Origin of the sequence: Streptomyces sp. NBC_00344 (assembly GCF_036088315.1) — a bacterium.
In the GTDB taxonomy this organism is placed as follows: Bacteria; Actinomycetota; Actinomycetes; order Streptomycetales; family Streptomycetaceae; genus Streptomyces.
In genome coordinates this window covers 6,336,895-6,353,514 of the sequence record NZ_CP107996.1, presented here as the reverse complement: position 1 = coordinate 6,353,514, position 16,620 = coordinate 6,336,895, and the positions used below count along the sequence as shown (strand labels likewise).

Here is a 16,620-nt window from a genome sequence, read left to right as displayed (position 1 = left end):
CCCACGGTCCCGTTCCCCGGGCGACGCGCCGCGTCAACGTTTCCTGGTACGACCGGGGTTCACGTGCAGGGGCGGGGTGGTCCGTGGTGCAGCGTGCGCTGTGGTGTCGGGAGGCGGTACGGGATCGGACGGCAGCACCATGCTGGGGCGGTAACGCCATCGTCCGGTGTCAGTTGGGGCCGTCGTCGTGCCCGTGCCTGCGGGCCCAGGGGTGGCGCAGCCGGATCCAGATGTCCCGGGCCTCCCGCCCGGCCGCGGTACGGCTGTGCGCCACCACGCGCCGCGCCTGGTCCGGCGTTTCGACCATCGGACCCGAGCCCTTCAGCGGCTTGCCCGCCGTTTCGTGCAGGAACAGTGTGGAGATGAATCCGATCAGCCCCGCCACCATCAGGTAGTAGGCCGGCACCATGTCGTTTCCGGTCGCCTCGACCAGGGCCGAGGCGAAGAGCGGGGTGGTGCCGCCAAAGAGCGAGACGGAGATGTTGAAGGCGATCGACAGCGCTCCGTAACGCAGCCTGGTCGGGAAGAGAGCCGGGAGCGTGGCCGCCGACGTGCCCGCGAAGCAGACCAGCAGCAGCCCGAGGATGCCGCAGCCGATGGCCGGCAACAGGATGCCGCCCTGATGGATCAGGGCGAACGACGGATAGGCCAGCGCGATCATCGCGACGCTGCCCGCCATGAAGAGGGGCCTGCGTCCCCAGCGGTCGGACGTCCGGCCCACCGTGGTGATGGTCAGTACGACCAGGAGCATGGTGGCGAGCACGAGCAACTGCGAGGTCGTCTCGCTCTGATCGAGCGTGGACGTCATGTACGTCGGCAGATAGGACGTCACCATGTAGTTGGTGACGTTGTAGAGCAGCACCAGGCCCATACAGATGAGTACGGCCTCCCAGTGCCGGCTGAAGATCTCCTTCAGCCGGCCCTTGCCGGACTGCCGGGCCTCCTCGACCGGGTCCTCCTCGCCCCCCTCGCCCCTCTCCAGCGCCTGCTCATGGACGTAGGCGGCCTCCTTCTTGAAGGCCGGTGTCTCCTCCAGTTTGAGCCGCATGTACAGGCCGATCGCACCCAGTGGGCCCGCCACCAGGAAGGGGATGCGCCACCCCCAGTCGGTCAGCCCGTCCTCGCCGATGGTCAGCGTGAGCACGGTGACCAGACCGGAGCCGAGCGAATAGCCGATGAACGTGCCGAAGTCCAGCCAGCTTCCGAGGAAGCCGCGGCGCCGGTCGGGGGCGTACTCCGCGATATACGTCGTTGCGCCCGCGTATTCACCGCCGGTCGAGAACCCCTGGACGAGCCGGCAGACGAGGAGCAGCAGCGGCGCCACGAAGCCGACGGCTCCGTACGTAGGAAGGAACCCCACAGCGAACGTACTGATCGCCATCATGATCATGGTGGTGGCGAGGACCTTCTGCCGGCCGATGCGGTCGCCCAGCGGGCCGAACACCAGGCCGCCCAGCGGACGTACCAGGAAAGCAGCTGCGAAGGTGGCGAAGGTGGAGACGACCTGGGCACCGGGCGAGCTCGAAGGGAAGAAGACCTTGCCCAGAGTGCCCGCCAGGTAGGCGTAGACCCCGAAGTCGAACCATTCCATGGTGTTGCCGAGTGCGGCAGCCGTCACCGCTCTGCGGACTGCTGGACGGTCAGCGACCGAGACGTCCTCCGCGTTGAGGGTCTTCTTGCGACGCCGCAGCAGAGTGCGCACCATTCGGTCCGTCGCGGTGTTCCCCCGGCTGCCGGGCCTGCTGCCCTGCGGGGCCCGGGGCCGTTGAGACGGGTCCGCCACGATGCCGACCTCCCTGCCTTTTCCGTCATCAGCCGTCCGACCCCGATTCTGGGCCCGGATTTCGGAGGGCGCCTGTTCGTGCGCCCGTCGGAGTGACGGTACGGAATCTGCCGGCGCCGTGTCGAATGGCGCCGGCAGTTCCGGTGGATCAGCTCTGCGAGCTACGACGCTTGCGGGCGGCGAACATGATGCCGCCACCGGCGACGATCACCACAGCGGCCGCGCCTGCGATGAGCGGCGTGGAGCTGGAGGAGCCGGTCTCGGCGAGGTCCGTCGGCGCACTGGAGCTCGGCGAAGGCGCGGGGGCCGCGGCCGAGGGGGTGTCGCTCGCGGACTTGCTCGGCGCGGGGGCCTCCGAGCTGGGGGCCTCGGACGGGGGCACCGAGGCGGAGGGGGAAGGAGTCGCTGAAGGCGCGCCCTCACAGGCGGGCGAGGTCTTCGTCTCGTCCAGCGAGTACTGCTGGCCGTCACCCGCCTTCACGATGAGCCGGACGGTCTCCTCGGAGGCCTTGTCCAGCGTCAGGTCCTGGTGGAACGACGACCCGAACTTCTGCGCGTCGACGGTGTTCTTGCCGTCCACACTGATCGTCACCGTGTTGGTGACGTGGTCGTTGTAGGCCTTCAGGTCAACGGTGCCGCCGGAGCAGGTAAGAGACCACACCGGGGTGTGCGCCTGAGCCGGGACAGCGCACAGACCGACGCCGACCACGCTTGCCGCCGCGGCTATGAAGGCCCCCCTGAGCCGCCACGTTCTATTGGAAACGGTCACAAAATCCTCCACACTTGCTGCGCCGCCCGTTTGGCGGTGCGCGCGCAGGGTACCGCCCCGCTCCCCACAGTCAAACAGGCGCCCCACACTTCACTCCGGCACCCAAGGGCACCACGTCGACGCACAGTTGGCTTCGCTCCGGGACGAGGGCACGACAGGTGTCCGGAATACGCCCCTCCGCGTGTTCCGTGCCGGCCCCTGCGGCGCACCAGGGGACATGACCGGCCGCCCGGCCGCCGGTCAGCGCTCCTCAGTCCCGCAGGTGGACGGGTATCCGCTGCCAGCCGCAGGCGATGAAGGACGGGACCTGGCGCAACTCGTCCGCGGCGGCGTCCAGCCTGAGACCGGGGTAGCGCTCGAAGAGCGCGGGCAGCGCCGTGACGGCTTCCATCCGGGCCAGCGGAGCGCCGATACAGCGGTGCACACCGATACCGAAGGAGAGATGGTCGTCGGCTGCCCTGGCCGCGTCGAAATCGCCCGCGCCCGCGCCGTAGTGCGTGGGATCGCTGCCCGCGGCCGCGAACGTCGTGACGATCGCGTCGCCGGCCGGGATGGTGACTCCGCCGACGGTGATGTCGCTGATGGCGAAGCGCAGCGGCAGGCTCGCGATCGAGGGAGCCACCCGGAGTACCTCGTCGATGACGTTGTCCCAGGTGATCTCTCCCGCACGCACGGCGGCGAGCTGATCGGGGTGCTGGAGAAGGGCGACCACGGCGTTGCCGATCAGATTGACCGTGGTCTCGAACCCGGCACCGATGACGAGCAGCAGCGTGTAGAGGAGTTCCTCGTCACTGAGCCGGTCACCGTCCTCGTCCCGGACCCTGATGAGTTCGGTGGTGAGGTCGTCGCCGGGGTGCTCGCTCTTGTGCCGGATGAGTGCCGGCAGCACCGCAGTGATCTGCTGCTGGACGGATGCCGCATGCTCCGGGCTCGGATCGGAAGTGTCCATGATGTCGGAGATCAGTTGGGCGGTGTCCTCCCGCATCTCCTCGGGAACGCCGAACAGTTCACAGATCAGTCGCATGGGCAGCGGATGGGCGAACTCGGACCGGATGTCCACCGTCTCGCCGGGCACCCCCTGCTTGCCGAGGCCGTCGAGGAGTTCAGCAGTGATCTCCTCGACCCTGCCGCGCATGCTCTCGGTGCGCCGGTGGGTGAAGCTGGGGGCGACGAGCTTGCGCAGCCGGGTGTGGTCCGGGCCGTAGGTCGACAGCATGTTGACCACCCCGACCCAGCCCATGATCCAGCCCCAGGACGGGTGTTCGCCGATCTCCGGCCACAGCGACCAGTGCCGGCGCGGATCCTTGCTGACCCGCGCGTCGAGGATCAGCGACTTGAGGGTGTCATAACCGGTCGGCGCCCAGGCGGGTATGCCGCCCGGGAGTTCGACGGGCACCACGGATCCGAGCGCGCGCAACCGGGCACTCTCGGCGGGGATATCGGCACCGGACGGGTCAAGGGCGACGCGGGTGGGCGCGGTCATACTCGGTCTCCTGGCTGGTCGGCAGTGCGGGTGTACGGCAGGCACACGGAAGGACGCGCGCCTTGCGCCAAACCGTACGGGAGCGTCCTTGGCGGAGGCCGAATGTGCAGTGGTAGCAGCGCTCCTGATGATCCGTCACTCGGCAGGGCGGAGGTTTTCGCACCATTCCAGGGCCTCCTGACGGCTTGTGAAGCTCTGCCAGGCCGACAGACGGGCATCGGCAGCGGCGCGCGGGCCGACCGCCAGCACCGCCCGATGGCCCTGCTCCTCCAGGCGGGTGAGAGCGGAGGAGACCATCAGCGCACCGGCCGCGTCGATGCTGGTCACATCCAGCAGGTCGAGCACCACGCAGCCGCCCGTTCCGGGGACGACCCCCGACAGCTCACGCAGCAGCCGTTCGGCGGCCGTGAAGTCCAGCGCTCCCTGTGCGGCGACCAGACCGGTCCACTCCCCCGCGTCCGCGTGGGTGACAGTGGGCGCGCTCCGCATCGGATGGTGCATCAGATGCAGCCCGAACCGTTCGGACAGCTCCCGCATCACGGCCACCCCGCGCACCGGAGTACCGCTGGCATCCAGCAGCGGACTGTGCACGGCGATCCCGAAACGGGCCGGACTCACGGCGATCAGGCCGCCGCCCACCCCGCTCTTCGCTGGGAGCCCCACCCGCAGCAGCCAGGCTCCCGATGCGTCGTACATCCCGCAGGAGGCCATGACGGCGAGCACCTGAACGGCGACATGACGGGGTACCACGGTCTCGCCGGTCACCGGATTGACGCCACCGTTCGCCAGCGTCGCCGCCATCACCGCGAGGTCACGTGTGGTGACCCGTACCGCGCACTGGCGGAAATATGTGTCCACCGCGTCCGAAGGGGTGGCCGGAAGCGCCCCGGTGCTGCTCATCAGATAGGCGAGGGCGCGGTTGCGGTTACCGGTCTGCGCCTCCGAAGCGTAGACGGCCTCGTCGACATCGAGACGCCGCCCGGCGAATCGGCTCAGACAGTCCAGAATGCGTTCGAACCGCTGCTCACACGTACCGCCCGACACCAATGCCGTAGTGACGATCGCACCGGCATTGATCATCGCGTTGTCCGGGCGTCCGGTGCCGGGCTCGAGGCTGATGGCGTTGTACGCCTCACCGCTGGGCTCCGTCCCCACCCACCGGCTGACTTCTTCCAGTCCGAGCTCGGCAAGGGCCAGGGCGTAGACGAACGGCTTCGATACCGACTGCACGGTGAAGGGCAATCCCGCCTCTCCCGCCTGATACCGGTCTCCGTGCATGCTCACCAGGGAGAGCGCGAAGGCATGGGGATCCGCGAGCGCCAGTTGCGGGATGTAGTCGGCGAGCGTGCCATCGGTGAGCGCGGCGAGCCGCCCGTGGAGCTCCACCAATGACTCGGTCACCACATCGAGCTCAGGACGGATGGTCACCATTTCCTCATCGTAATCACGGGTTCGGCCCGTCCGCGTCCGGATGCAGCCGCGCGGTGGCTGTTGGATCGTGAAGGAGGACGAGTACCAGAGAGGGAGTCATGGAAACCAATGCTCTGACGCCTGCGCTCCTGCGGACCCTGCGCAAACACCAGCCCCATCCGGTGGTCTCCGTCAGCATGCCCACGCATCGCCGTGAACCGGACAACGCCCAGGACGCGGTGCGTCTGCGCAACCTCGTCGCGGAGGCCGGACGCCGGATCGACGCCGATGAATCCGTGTCCCGGCAGGCGCGGACGGGTCTCAGGGCACAGCTCGAGCGGGCTCTCGCCGATATCGATCTGCGGTACTCGCTGGACGGGCTGGTCGTCTTCGCAAGTACGGACGAGCACCAGATCTGGGTGCTGCCCCGCTCGGTCCCCGAGCGCGTCGTGGTGAGCGACAGCTATCTGACCAGGAACCTGGTCGCGGCCAAGGCGCAAGTCAGCCCCTTCTGGGTGCTGGTGACATCGGCGGACCGCACCACGCTGTGGCACGGATCCGGCGAGAGCCTGCGCGAGCACAGGGGCCACGGGTTTCCCGTCACTCCGGAGGAACTGGAGAACGACGTCCAGCGCGAGGAGCAGGTCGGCGACGTGGCCAGCACGTTCCGGGACGAGGAGACCCGCCGGTACCTCCGTGAGGTCGACACCGCGCTGGCCGCCGCTCTCGCAGCCGAGCCGCGTCCGCTCTACCTCGTGGGGCTGGCACCGGCGCTGAGCCTTCTGGAGGATGTGGGCACGGCCACCCGTAAGGCCGTGGGCAAGGTGCTCAGCGGGGGGCTGGTGAACGGTCCCGCTCCCGAGCTCTACAGGCATCTGGAGCCGAGTCTGGCGGAATTCCAGCAGAGGGCGGCGGAACGCACCGCGGACCGGCTCAACGCCGCGCGCAGCCGGCGGACCTTCGCCGCCGGCCTCGACGAGGTGTGGGAGTCGGTACGGGAGGGGCGCGTCGCCTTCGTGGCCGTCGAGGAGAACTTCCAGCAGACCGTACGGGTGGAGGAGGGGCATCTCGTGCCGTTCGGCCCCGCGGCGCCCGGACCGCTCTCGTCCGGGAACGGGGTCCGCGAGGACATCGTCGACGAACTGGTGGAGGTCGCTCTGGACGGCGGCGCGGAGGTCGTCTTCGTCCCGGACGACACGCTCGCCGACCACAGCCGTATCGCGGCCGATCTCCGCTACTGACACCTCTGCCGGCACGGACCGGGGCAGCGCCCGTCCGGGGCTGTCCCGGCGGGCGGCCGGGCCTCAGCGCGAACCGGCGTTCAGCACGCGGTCCGGGGTCAGCGGCAGCTCGCGGTGTCGGACACCGGTGGCATGGTGGACGGCGTTGCCGATGGCGGCTGCCGCGCCGACGATGCCGATCTCCCCGATGCCCTTGCTGCCCATAGGGTTGAGATGGGCGTCGTCCTCGTCGATCCAGTGCGCCTCGATATCGGCCACATCGGCATGGCACGGCACGTGGTAGGCAGCCAGGTCGCTCTCGGTGAAGTCGCCGAAGGCCGGGTTCATGGTGCTGCCCTCCGTCAACGCCATGCCCATGCCCATGGTCATACCGCCGATGAACTGCGAGCGCGCGGTGCGGGGATTGAGGATGTGCCCGGCCGCAAACACCCCGAGCATCCTGCGGACACGCACTTCTCCGCTGTCGGTGTCCACCTGGACCTCGGCGAAGTGGGCGCCGAAGGCGTGCCTGGCGTAGGGGGACTCCTCGCCCGCCTGCTCGGTGGTGTCCGCCGAGGCGGAGATGCCGTCGGACGGCAGTGGCCCCCGGTGCGCGGCGAGCCGGGCGGCGAGGCCTGTGCAGGCCTCGTGCACGGCCCACCCCCACGAAGCGGTGCCCGACGATCCGCCGGCCACCGACGCCCTGGGGAGGTCACTGCTGCCGATCGCCGCGCGCACCGAGTCCAGCGGGACACCCAGCGCGTCGGCCGCGATCTGCGCGAGCACGGTCCGCGCGCCGGTACCGATGTCGGTGGCGTTGATGTTCACCACGTAGGTGCCGCCGGGCAGCGCGTGTGCGGTAGCCGTGCTCGGCATGATCAGCACGGGATAGGTCGCCGCGGCGACACCGGTGCCGGTCAGCAGGGCGCCCTCACGACGGGCCGCCGGGCGGGGGTCCCGGCCGGCCCAGCCGAAGCGCCGGGCGCCTTCCCGCAGGCACTCCACGAGGTGCCTGCTGCTGTACGGGCGTCCGCTGTCCGGCTCGCACTCGGGCTCGTTGCGTACGCGCAGTTCGACCGGGTCGATTCCGGCGGCGCCGGCGAGTTCGTCCATCGCCGACTCCAGTGCGTACATGCCCGGGGCCTCGCCGGGGGCACGCATCCACGAAGGGGTGGGCACGTCAAGAGCGACCGCGCGGTGGATGGTGCGACTGTGCGGCGACGCGTACATGATCCTGGCGGGCACCGCCGCCTGCTCGACGAACTCCTTGATCCGGGAGGTGTGAGTGGAGACCTCGTGGCTGATCGAAACAAGGGTGCCGTCGGCATCGGCGCCGAGGCGTACCCGGTGCAGGGTGGGCGCCCTGTGGCCGACGTTGGAGGGCAACTGCCGCCGGGGCAGGGAGAGTTTGACGGGCCGTCCGGTATGCAGGGCGGCCATGGCGGCAAGCACCACGTGGGGGCGGGGGGTGCCCTTGGAACCGAATCCACCGCCCACGTGCTCGGAACTCACCGTGACATGGTCCTCGGGGATACCGAAAAGTGCCGCCAGCGCGGTACGCACGGCGCTGGAGCCCTGGTTCGAGTCATGGACGCGCAGATGCCCGCCGGACCAGAAGGCGGTGGACGCGTGGGGTTCCATCGGGTGGTTGTGCAGCGGCGGTACCCGGTAGACGACATCGACCCCCACCCCCGAGGCGGCGTACGCGGCGTCCGCGTCTCCGCGCGTCCGCTCTCCGGGATGGCCGCCGTTGGCCACATCGGGTGCGTAGAGGCCGGGATGGTCCATGGTGAGGGTGACATCGTGCGGCTCCGCCGCGTACTCGACCCGCACCGCGTCGGCCGCGGCCCGTGCGGTCTCCAAGGTTCCGCCACGGCCAGTGCCACGTACCAGCCACGGTGCGGCACCCGCCGGTTCTGCAGTACGGCGAGGGTGGGGTCCCCTGCGTCGCCGAGCCGGGGGCTCGATTCAGGGGTCAGTACGGCCAGCACACCGGGCAGGGCCAGTGCGGCGCTGTCGTCGATGGCGACCACCCGGCCCCGGGCGACGGTGGCGGGGACCGGCCACGCGTAGGCGCACCCGCGTGGGGTGTGCTCAGCGGCGTAGCGGGCGACGCCGGTGACCTTGTCCCGGCCTTCCCTGCGTTCCGCGGGGGTGCCGAGTGCGACGGCTTCGGGGCGCATGGGCGGGTCCTCTCCTGCGGCTTGCGGGCATCGGCTGTGCTCCGGAGGTGCGCGGCATCACTCCGGGCCGACGAGTCCTTTCAGTACGCTGCATGCGAGATTGCGGGCCAGAGCGACCTTGAAGCCGTTGTCCCGCAGCGGCTCGGCCGCGGAGAGTTCCGCGTCCATGGCCCGTCCGATGTTCTCCTGTGTCGGAGCGGTGCCGAGCAGTTCGGCCTCCGCTCGCCGTGCCCGCCAGGGCCTGTGGGCGAGACCCCCGAACGCCAGCCCGATGTGGCGCACCTGTCCTCCGCCGCTCAGCTCGAGCACCGCGGCCACGGAGACCAGCGCGAAGGCGTACGACGCACGGTCACGGGCCTTGCGGTAGGCCGATGGCAGGCCGGCCGGCGCCGGTGGCAGCACCACCGCCTCGATGAGTTCGCCGGGGCGGATCACGGTGTCCTCGGCGGGCCGGACGCCGGGCAGCCGGTGGAAGTCGGCAGCGGGCACCGTGCGCGCGCCGTCCGCGCCGTGCAACCGGATGGTGGCGTCGAGCGCCGTGAGGGCCACGGCCATGTCGGAGGGGTTGGTGGCGACACAGTGCGCCGAATGGCCCAGCACCGCGAAGTCACGGTCCGTGCCGCCCGCACGCGCGCCGCAGCCGCTGCCCGGTTCCCGCTTGTTGCACGGCTTGCTCGTGTCCTGGAAGAAGGGACAGCGGGTCCGCTGGAGGAGGTTCCCACCGGTGGTGGCGATGTTGCGCAGCTGCCCGGAGGCGCCGGCGAGGAGGGCCTGGGAGAGCACCGGGTACCGGGTGCGTACCAGCGGGTGGGCAGCCAGGTCGCTGTTGCGGACGGTGGCGCCGATCCGCAACGCGCCGTCCGGCAGCTCCTCGATGGCATCGAGCGGAAGTCTGCTGATGTCGATCAGGGTCTCCGGGCGCTCCACGCCCAGTTTCATGAGATCGACAAGGTTGGTGCCGCCGCCGAGATAGCGCGATCCGGGGCGGCCGGCATGGGCCTCGGCCGCTTCCTCGACGCTGTGGGGGCGTACGTAGGCGAACGGTTTCACTTGATCACGTCCTGAACGGCCTCGACGATGCGGGGGTAGGCACCGCATCGGCAGAGGTTGCCGCTGAGCCGCTCCCGGATCTCGGCAGCCGTCAGTTCGCCGGGACCGTCGGCCCCGGCGGCGGGGTCCGTGACGTGGGAGGGGTGTCCGGCGGCCGCCTCGGCGAGCGCACCGACCGCGGAGCACAGTTGCCCCGGCGTGCAGTAACCGCACTGGAAGGCGTCCCGCTCCAGAAAAGCCCGCTGCAGCGGATGCAGTTCGCTGCCATCGCCGGCGGCAAGCCCTTCCACCGTGGTGATATCGGCGCCGTCCTGTGTCACGGCCAGCAGCAGACAGCTGTTGGCACGTCTGCCGTCGACAAGAACGGTGCACGCACCGCACTGCCCGTGGTCGCACCCCTTCTTGGCTCCGGTGAGGCCGAGCCGCTCTCGCAGAACATCGAGCAAAGTGGCCCGATGGTCGACCTCAAGGGCGAACGACCCGCCGTTCACCTGCAGCGTGATGTGCGAGTGTGTGCGGTCCTGGTGCTCTGCCGCGTATTCCACGGCTTCGTCCGGTGTGTTGTGGGGCTCCACTGAAACACCTTTCCTGCGCCATGGATCAGCGGGCTCCGCCGCCTGCCGCGTCGTCGGGAACGACATGAACGGCGGCTTCCTCGGCCGATGCCGCCGCGCCGTCCACACCCACATCCTCGGCGATCATGTCCTTCTCCGCTTCCTCATGTGCTCCTTCGTCGGGTCCGACCAGACGTCCCGCGCGTCCGTCGCCGACTTCGTCGTCCAGCGCCTCCCCGTCGCTGTCGGCCGAATCGCCGATCCCGTCGCCCTGCGACTCGGAGCGCATGGCCGGATCGGGCACCTCTTCGGAGAGCCGCTCCTCCAGCGTCTCGCCGTCGTGCTGTTCCTGCGCGGTGGTACCCGCGTGCTCGACGCCCAGAGGCTTCTCCGGCGGCGACCAGCCCTCGTCATAGGGGTCCGCTGCCCGGTTGTTCAGCGTGTCCTCGCGGTCGAGGATGCCCGAATCTTCGGTGACCTCGCTGCCGTCCGGCTGGTAGACGTCGTCGCCCATAGCGCTGTCCTTTCCCATCGCCACGGTGTGCTCCTTCGTCCGACTGGTGATGCGCCTTCTCCCCTGTCCAGACTGGGACCAGTCATGCGCCCCGGCATGCCGGGCAGCGGCGGCGAGCGCCGTCGGGATGCGCCCGGCCGAGTGTGTGGTACATTGCCCTCAGCACTTTGTGTACGCCCTTCTGCAGGCGCCGGTGCCAGTTTTCCACCTCCTTATTCCATTGTCGCTGTTGCGCCTTTCTTTTCATGATCGGCGATCCGGCCTCTCAGCACCACTCCTTGATTCCCGGTTCGGGCCCTACCGCCCGCGGCACGGGGCGTGATCACGCCGCCCCCCGCCGGGCCTCTCGTTCGCATGCCGCGAAAGGAACCCGCATGACCAGCACCCTCGAACATTCTCCTGTCCAGCAGCACCCCACCTCCCCCGTCGCCGGTGTCCTCGACATCGTCAACCGCGGCCAGGGTCTGCTCCGCACCCACGATGCGCAGGGCTCCCGCCCCTCCCCCGACGACGTACGGGTATCACCCGCCCAGATCCACCAGTTGGGCCTGCGATCCGGCGACTTCGTCGAAGGGACGCATGAACACCCGGGTGGTCCGGCCCGTGTCGAGCGGGTCAACGGCCGCCCGCCGCAGGCCCTTGGCGGCCGGCCGCACTTCCGTGACCTCACCCCGCTCCACCCACGGGAGCGACTGCGCCTGGAAACCCCGGGCGGGAGTGCGACGACCCGTCTCGTCGATCTCATCACGCCCGTGGGCAAGGGGCAGCGCGGACTCATCGTCGCGCCGCCCCGCACCGGAAAGACCGTGCTGCTCCAGCAGCTCGCCGCGGCCATCGCCCACAACCACCCCGAGTGCCACCTGATGGTGGTACTGCTCGACGAGCGGCCCGAGGAGGTCACCGACATGCGCCGCTCCGTGCGGGGCGACGTCCTCGCGTCGACCTTCGACAGGCCGGCGAAGGAACACATCGCGCTCGCCGAGCTCGCGGTGGAACGTGCCAAGCGGCTCGTCGAACAGGGGCAGGATGTCGTCATCCTGCTGGACTCCCTCACTCGGCTGTGCAGGGCGCACAACAACAGCGCGGCGTCGGGCGGCCGTACGCTCAGTGGTGGGGTCGACGCCGCGGCGGTGCACGGCCCCAAGCGTCTCTTCGGCGCCGCCCGGCTGGCCGAGGAGGGCGGTTCACTGACCATCCTCGCGACGGCACTTGTCGATACCGGTTCCCGCGCCGACGACTACTTCTTCGAAGAGCTCAAGAGCACCGGCAACATGGAACTCAGGCTGGACCGCGCACTCGCGGACCGAAGGATCTTCCCCGCGGTGGACATCACGTCCTCGGGCACCCGGCGCGACGAACTCCTTCTTTCCGAGGCTGAGTTGGCCATCCTTCGTGGCCTGCGACGCGCACTGCGCTCCAGGGAAGGCCACACCACGCTGGAGGCGTTGCTGGACAGGATCCGGCGCACTCCGGACAACGCGGCGTTCCTCCGCCAGATCCACCACACCGTTCCCGGCGCCTGATCCACGCGCCGGGGCCCGACCCGGCGCCACCCCTTGCTCCCGCGGCGCTCCCATGGCGCGCCGGGCCAGCCGGTGAAGACGCACACCGGGCTTCGCCGCGGGCGAGCGGCGCCATCCGATGCGGGGATTCGAGGACGCGTACCGCATCATCGCCGACGGCCTTCCCCGACCTCGGTCTCCAGGTCGACGAGGTCTACTGGATGGGCAACGAGGCAGACGGCTACCGCGTCTCGGTCCGGTGGACCGCGGTGGGCACACACCGCGGCCACGCACTCTACGGCCGTCCCACCGGACGCCGGGTGCACCTGTGGGGTCTTTCGCAGCTGTACGTCTCGCAGGGCAGCATCACCGAGGACTGGATGCTGTTCAACGAGTTCGACGTACTGGCCCAGTTGCTGCGCGAGGATCCGCTGCAGCTGCCGAAGTAGCCGGCTGGCCGGCGGAGGCCCGCACCGAGCGGGCCCCCGCCGGCCTCGCACCGGATACCGGTCAGCCGGCCAGGGCCGCGGAGACCACGGCCTTGGCCTCTTCCTGCACCCGGCCCAGATGGTCGGCGCCCAGGAAGGACTCACCGTAGATCTTGTAGACGTCCTCGGTGCCCGAAGGCCGGGCGGCGAACCAGGCGTTCTCGGTCGCCACTTTGATCCCACCGATGGACGCGCCATTGCCCGGTGCCTCGGTGAGCACCTCGGTGACCCGTTCGCCGGCGAGGGTGTCCGCTGTGACCTGGTCGGGCGAGAGCCTGGCCAGGATCGCCTTCTCCTCACGCGTCGCGGGTGCGTCGATACGGGCGTAGGCCGGCGAGCCGAACCGGTCGGTGAGTCCGGCGTAGTGCTCCGACGGGGTCTTCCCGGTGACCGCGAGGATCTCGGAGGCCAGCAGCGCCAGAATGATCCCGTCCTTGTCGGTGGTCCACACCGAGCCGTCGCGGCGGAGGAACGAGGCTCCCGCCGACTCCTCCCCGCCGAAGCCGAGTGAGCCGTCGACCAGTCCGTCCACGAACCACTTGAAGCCGACCGGAACCTCGACCAGTCTGCGGCCGAGATCGGCCGCGACCCGGTCGATCATTCCGGATGACACCAGCGTCTTGCCGATTCCCGCACGGTCCGGCCACTGTTCGCGGTGGGTGTAGAGATAGGAGATGGCCGCGGCCAGATAGTGGTTGGGGTTCATCAGTCCGGCATCGGGTGTGACGATGCCGTGCCGGTCGGCATCTGCATCGTTGCCGGTGGCGATCGCGTACTGGTCACGCCGCTCGATCAGCGAAGCCATCGCGTACGGCGACGAGCAGTCCATCCGGATCCTGCCGTCCCAGTCCAGCGTCATGAAGCGCCAGGTCGGATCGGCGAGCGGGTTGACGACGGTCAGATCGATCCGGTGCTGTTCGGCGATCCGGCCCCAGTAGCCGACCGAAGCGCCGCCCAGCGGATCTGCTCCGATCCGCACCCCTGCGGCGCGTACCGCGTCCAGGTCGAGCACCGCCGGCAGGTCGCTCACATAGCTGCCGAGGAAGTCGTAACGCCCGGTGGTGGAAGCGGTCAGGGCGCGGGCGTAGGGAAGCCGCTTCACGTCCTTCAGGCCACCGGCGATGATCTCGTTCGCCCGGTCCTGGATCCAGCCGGTCGCATCGGAGCCCGCGGGGCCGCCGCTGGGCGGGTTGTACTTGAACCCGCCGTCGGCGGGCGGGTTGTGGGACGGGGTGACCACGACACCGTCCGAAAGACCGGAGGTGCGGCCACGGTTGTACGTGAGGATCGCGTGCGACACGGCGGGGGTCGGGGTGTAACCGTCGGCGCTGTCGATGAGGACGGTCACGTCGTTCGCCGCGAACACCTCGATGGCGGTCACCCGGGCGGGCTCGGACAGCGCATGGGTGTCGGCTCCGATGAAGAGCGGCCCATCGGTTCCCCGGCGCGCCCGGTATTCGCAGATCGCCTGGCTGGTGGCGGCGATATGGTCCTCGTTGAACGCGGTGGCGAATGACGATCCGCGGTGTCCCGAGGTCCCGAACGCCACACGCTGGGCCGGTTCCTCCGGGTCCGGGTGCAGTGCGTAGTACGAGGTCACCAGCCGGGCGACATCGGTCAGGTCCTCCGGCCGCGCCGGCTGTCCCGCTCGTTCGTGCGGCATCTGCCTACTCCTCCACGTCGGTCGTTTCGCTCAGTTTGTCAGGTCATCCTCCTGAATCCGGGGTGGGCGGCGCTCGAGCCTCGCCGGGCCGCCGGACCGGCGGCGCCGGAGGCGCACAGGGGCCGCCTCCAGCACCGGGCCGGCCGGGTCGCGCGGGTCAGTTCACGGAGAAGTCGTCGCCGTAGACGGTTCCCTGCCCGTACCAGCCGTGCAGATAGACCGTGACGGTGCCCGAAGCGCCGGTGGTGAACGGCACGGACAGCTTGGACCAGCCGCTTCCGCTGGTCCAGGCGCTGCCGGTCGCGCCATCCCGCACGCCAAGGTAGGCGTAGTTCCCCTGGACCCAACCGCTCAGTGTGTAATGGGTGTTCGGGCTGAGCGACAGTGTCTGGGTGCACTCGCCGCTCTGTGCGGAGGTGGGGGATGTCTTCAGGGCGTGCGTTCCGCCGTGCACCGGTGTGGTGACCACCGAAGCGCCGCTCTCACAGCTCCACGGCGCCGCGGCGCCAGTCTCGAAGCCGCCGTTGACCAGGGCTCCGGTGCCACCGCCCGGCCCGGATACGGTCAGGGTGAAGGTCGTGGTGTGCGTCACCTGGCCGGCGGTGCCGGTGAGCGTGATCGGGTAGGTGCCGGGCGCCGCCGAGGACGAGGCGTTGAGCGTGAGCTTCGACGAGCCGCCCGCGGTGACGGAGCCGGGACTGAGCGATGTGGTCACCCCGGCGGGCGCGCCGGTGGCCTTCAGTGTGACGGTCCCCGGGGCCCCCGCGGTCACCGAGGTGTTCAGCGTCGCGGTGGCCGAGCCGCCGGGGTCGACGGATGCCGAACCGGGTGCAGCGGAGAGCGAGAAGTCGCTCGAGACCGGACCGCTGCCGCTGGTGAAGGGCTCGAAGGTATGACTGAAATACCACTGGTCCTGGGCGATTCCGGAGCAGGAGTCCGAGCCGCCCGTCCCGGGGCAGCCGCCGTTGTCCCTTTGCAGCGCCCAGAAGGAGAGCGTGCCGATGCCCTTGCTGGTGGCCCAGTCGTAGACGGACGCCGCGTCGGCCGTGGTGAAGGTCTCGGCGGCGCCGAAGTCGTCGATGCCCGGCATCTCGATGACGCCCACCATGGCCCACAGCTGCGCCGGACTCTTGCCGGGGTTGAGCGAGGCCAACTGGTCGTGGAGTCCGGTGGTGGCGGTCCGGGTGTCGTCCGCCATGTTGTGCGAGGCGTTGTCGTAGTAGTCGAAGGTCATCAGATTGACGACGTCGATCCTGGCCCCGTAGGTGTTCGCGCTCCGCAGCACCGCGAGGCCGTCGCTCGACAGTCCGCTCGTGGTGGTGGGCAGCGTGTAGGAGAACTGCACCGAGCGCCCGTTGGCGGCCGCCCAGTCCTGCACCTTCTTGATCGCCTGGTTCCGGCGGTTGATGCCTGCCGTATTGGTCAGCGAGTTGTCCTCGATGTCCATGTCGAGACGGGAGACGTCGTAGGTGGTGACGACCTTCTCGTACGCGGCCGCGATGGCGTTCACATCGGTGCAGCTGTCCGCGATCTCGGTACCGCCGTTGTCCGCCGCGTACCCTCCGAACGATGGAATCACATCCCCGCCGCGGGAGCGCATCGTGGTGAAGTCGGCGCCGTAGACGGACGAGGAGATGGGCTGGCCGGTGTCCCCGTTCCAGAAGGGCGTGCACGAACCGCGCGCCTCGGCCTGGACGAAGGCCATGGTCAGATACTTGACACCGGACTGCTGCGCGAGTGCTGCCGGACTGTCGCCGTTGTACGCCTCGAAGTAGGGCGCGAAGACGTGCGTGGGCAGCGGTGTCGCGGCATGTGCGGCGGCGCCTTGCCCCACCACCAGACCGACGGAGGCGGCCGCCGTCGCCAGAGTGGTCAGCAGGGCACGAACGGATCTCTTACGTCTCATGGGGGCTCCCAGTGGGCGGGGCAACAGACGGATCGCGCCCATGATTGGTCTGGACCATAACGACGTCAAGGGTCCAGACCACTTCATGGAGCAGT

12 protein-coding genes and 1 pseudogene are annotated in these 16,620 nt (G+C 69.6%); 3 read left to right on the top strand and 10 right to left on the bottom strand.

The window, feature by feature from the left end:
- Positions 1-169 precede the first annotated feature (169 nt).
- The 4 genes from proP to glsA all read right to left on the bottom strand — a co-directional run bounded on the left by proP (position 170) and on the right by glsA (position 5,466).
- Complete coding sequence (gene proP / locus OHS16_RS28815) at positions 170-1,705, bottom strand: glycine betaine/L-proline transporter ProP (protein ID WP_328541027.1); 1,536 nt, start codon at positions 1,703-1,705, stop codon at positions 170-172.
- Between the two features lie 226 nt (positions 1,706-1,931).
- Positions 1,932-2,552 carry an LAETG motif-containing sortase-dependent surface protein gene (locus tag OHS16_RS28810; protein WP_328540165.1) on the bottom strand — a complete coding sequence of 207 codons (621 nt, stop codon included), beginning with the start codon at positions 2,550-2,552 and terminating at the stop codon, positions 1,932-1,934.
- Positions 2,553-2,802: 250 nt separating this feature from the next.
- Positions 2,803-4,035 carry a cytochrome P450 family protein gene (locus OHS16_RS28805; RefSeq protein WP_328540164.1) on the bottom strand — a complete coding sequence of 411 codons (1,233 nt, stop codon included), beginning with the start codon at positions 4,033-4,035 and terminating at the stop codon, positions 2,803-2,805.
- Positions 4,036-4,170: 135 nt separating this feature from the next.
- Positions 4,171-5,466: a glutaminase A gene (glsA, locus tag OHS16_RS28800; protein ID WP_328540163.1), complete on the bottom strand. Its 1,296-nt coding sequence runs from the start codon at positions 5,464-5,466 to the stop codon at positions 4,171-4,173.
- Between the two features lie 98 nt (positions 5,467-5,564).
- On the opposite strand from glsA, the gene OHS16_RS28795 reads away from it, so the two are divergent.
- Positions 5,565-6,686 (top strand): baeRF3 domain-containing protein, encoded by a 1,122-nt coding sequence (locus OHS16_RS28795; protein WP_328540162.1) that lies wholly within the window; start codon positions 5,565-5,567, stop codon positions 6,684-6,686.
- A gap of 63 nt (positions 6,687-6,749) precedes the next feature.
- Here the strand turns inward: OHS16_RS28795 and OHS16_RS28790 are convergent.
- From OHS16_RS28790 to OHS16_RS28775, 4 genes and pseudogenes are all read right to left on the bottom strand, one after another.
- Positions 6,750-8,848, bottom strand: a pseudogene (locus OHS16_RS28790) (xanthine dehydrogenase family protein molybdopterin-binding subunit).
- A 57-nt stretch (positions 8,849-8,905) separates the two neighbouring features.
- A complete protein-coding gene (locus OHS16_RS28785) occupies positions 8,906-9,898 on the bottom strand; it encodes an FAD binding domain-containing protein (RefSeq protein WP_328540161.1) in 993 nt (330 codons plus the stop codon).
- Positions 9,895-10,539 (bottom strand): (2Fe-2S)-binding protein, encoded by a 645-nt coding sequence (locus OHS16_RS28780; RefSeq protein ID WP_443042710.1) that lies wholly within the window; start codon positions 10,537-10,539, stop codon positions 9,895-9,897. The genes OHS16_RS28785 and OHS16_RS28780 overlap by 4 nt, the downstream gene beginning before the upstream one ends.
- Complete coding sequence (locus OHS16_RS28775) at positions 10,499-10,984, bottom strand: DUF5709 domain-containing protein (protein ID WP_328541025.1); 486 nt, start codon at positions 10,982-10,984, stop codon at positions 10,499-10,501. The genes OHS16_RS28780 and OHS16_RS28775 overlap by 41 nt, the downstream gene beginning before the upstream one ends.
- Before the next feature lie 356 nt (positions 10,985-11,340).
- On the opposite strand from OHS16_RS28775, the gene rho reads away from it, so the two are divergent.
- A complete protein-coding gene (gene rho, locus OHS16_RS28770) occupies positions 11,341-12,489 on the top strand; it encodes a transcription termination factor Rho (protein ID WP_328540160.1) in 1,149 nt (382 codons plus the stop codon).
- Entirely contained in the window at positions 12,486-12,917 is a 432-nt protein-coding gene (locus tag OHS16_RS28765) for an ester cyclase (protein WP_328541024.1), read from the top strand. The genes rho and OHS16_RS28765 overlap by 4 nt, the downstream gene beginning before the upstream one ends.
- Before the next feature lie 61 nt (positions 12,918-12,978).
- Here OHS16_RS28765 and pgm read toward each other — a convergent pair whose 3' ends face one another.
- Positions 12,979-14,619 (bottom strand): phosphoglucomutase (alpha-D-glucose-1,6-bisphosphate-dependent), encoded by a 1,641-nt coding sequence (gene pgm / locus OHS16_RS28760; RefSeq protein ID WP_328540159.1) that lies wholly within the window; start codon positions 14,617-14,619, stop codon positions 12,979-12,981.
- A 157-nt stretch (positions 14,620-14,776) separates the two neighbouring features.
- Complete coding sequence (locus OHS16_RS28755) at positions 14,777-16,525, bottom strand: glycosyl hydrolase family 18 protein (protein ID WP_328540158.1); 1,749 nt, start codon at positions 16,523-16,525, stop codon at positions 14,777-14,779.
- Positions 16,526-16,620 lie beyond the last annotated feature (95 nt).

What these genes read in the sequence shown, in the direction of transcription:
- OHS16_RS28775 (WP_328541025.1), bottom strand. Translation starts at nt 10,984, where the DNA reads ATGGGAAAGGACAGCGCTATGGGCGACGACGTCTACCAGCCGGACGGC.
- OHS16_RS28755 (WP_328540158.1), bottom strand. Translation starts at nt 16,525, where the DNA reads ATGAGACGTAAGAGATCCGTTCGTGCCCTGCTGACCACTCTGGCGACG.
- glsA (WP_328540163.1), bottom strand. Translation starts at nt 5,466, where the DNA reads ATGGTGACCATCCGTCCTGAGCTCGATGTGGTGACCGAGTCATTGGTG.
- OHS16_RS28795 (WP_328540162.1), top strand. Translation starts at nt 5,565, where the DNA reads ATGGAAACCAATGCTCTGACGCCTGCGCTCCTGCGGACCCTGCGCAAA.
- pgm (WP_328540159.1), bottom strand. Translation starts at nt 14,619, where the DNA reads ATGCCGCACGAACGAGCGGGACAGCCGGCGCGGCCGGAGGACCTGACC.
- OHS16_RS28780 (WP_443042710.1), bottom strand. Translation starts at nt 10,539, where the DNA reads ATGTCGTTCCCGACGACGCGGCAGGCGGCGGAGCCCGCTGATCCATGG.
- OHS16_RS28805 (WP_328540164.1), bottom strand. Translation starts at nt 4,035, where the DNA reads ATGACCGCGCCCACCCGCGTCGCCCTTGACCCGTCCGGTGCCGATATC.
- proP (WP_328541027.1), bottom strand. Translation starts at nt 1,705, where the DNA reads ATGGTGCGCACTCTGCTGCGGCGTCGCAAGAAGACCCTCAACGCGGAG.
- rho (WP_328540160.1), top strand. Translation starts at nt 11,341, where the DNA reads ATGACCAGCACCCTCGAACATTCTCCTGTCCAGCAGCACCCCACCTCC.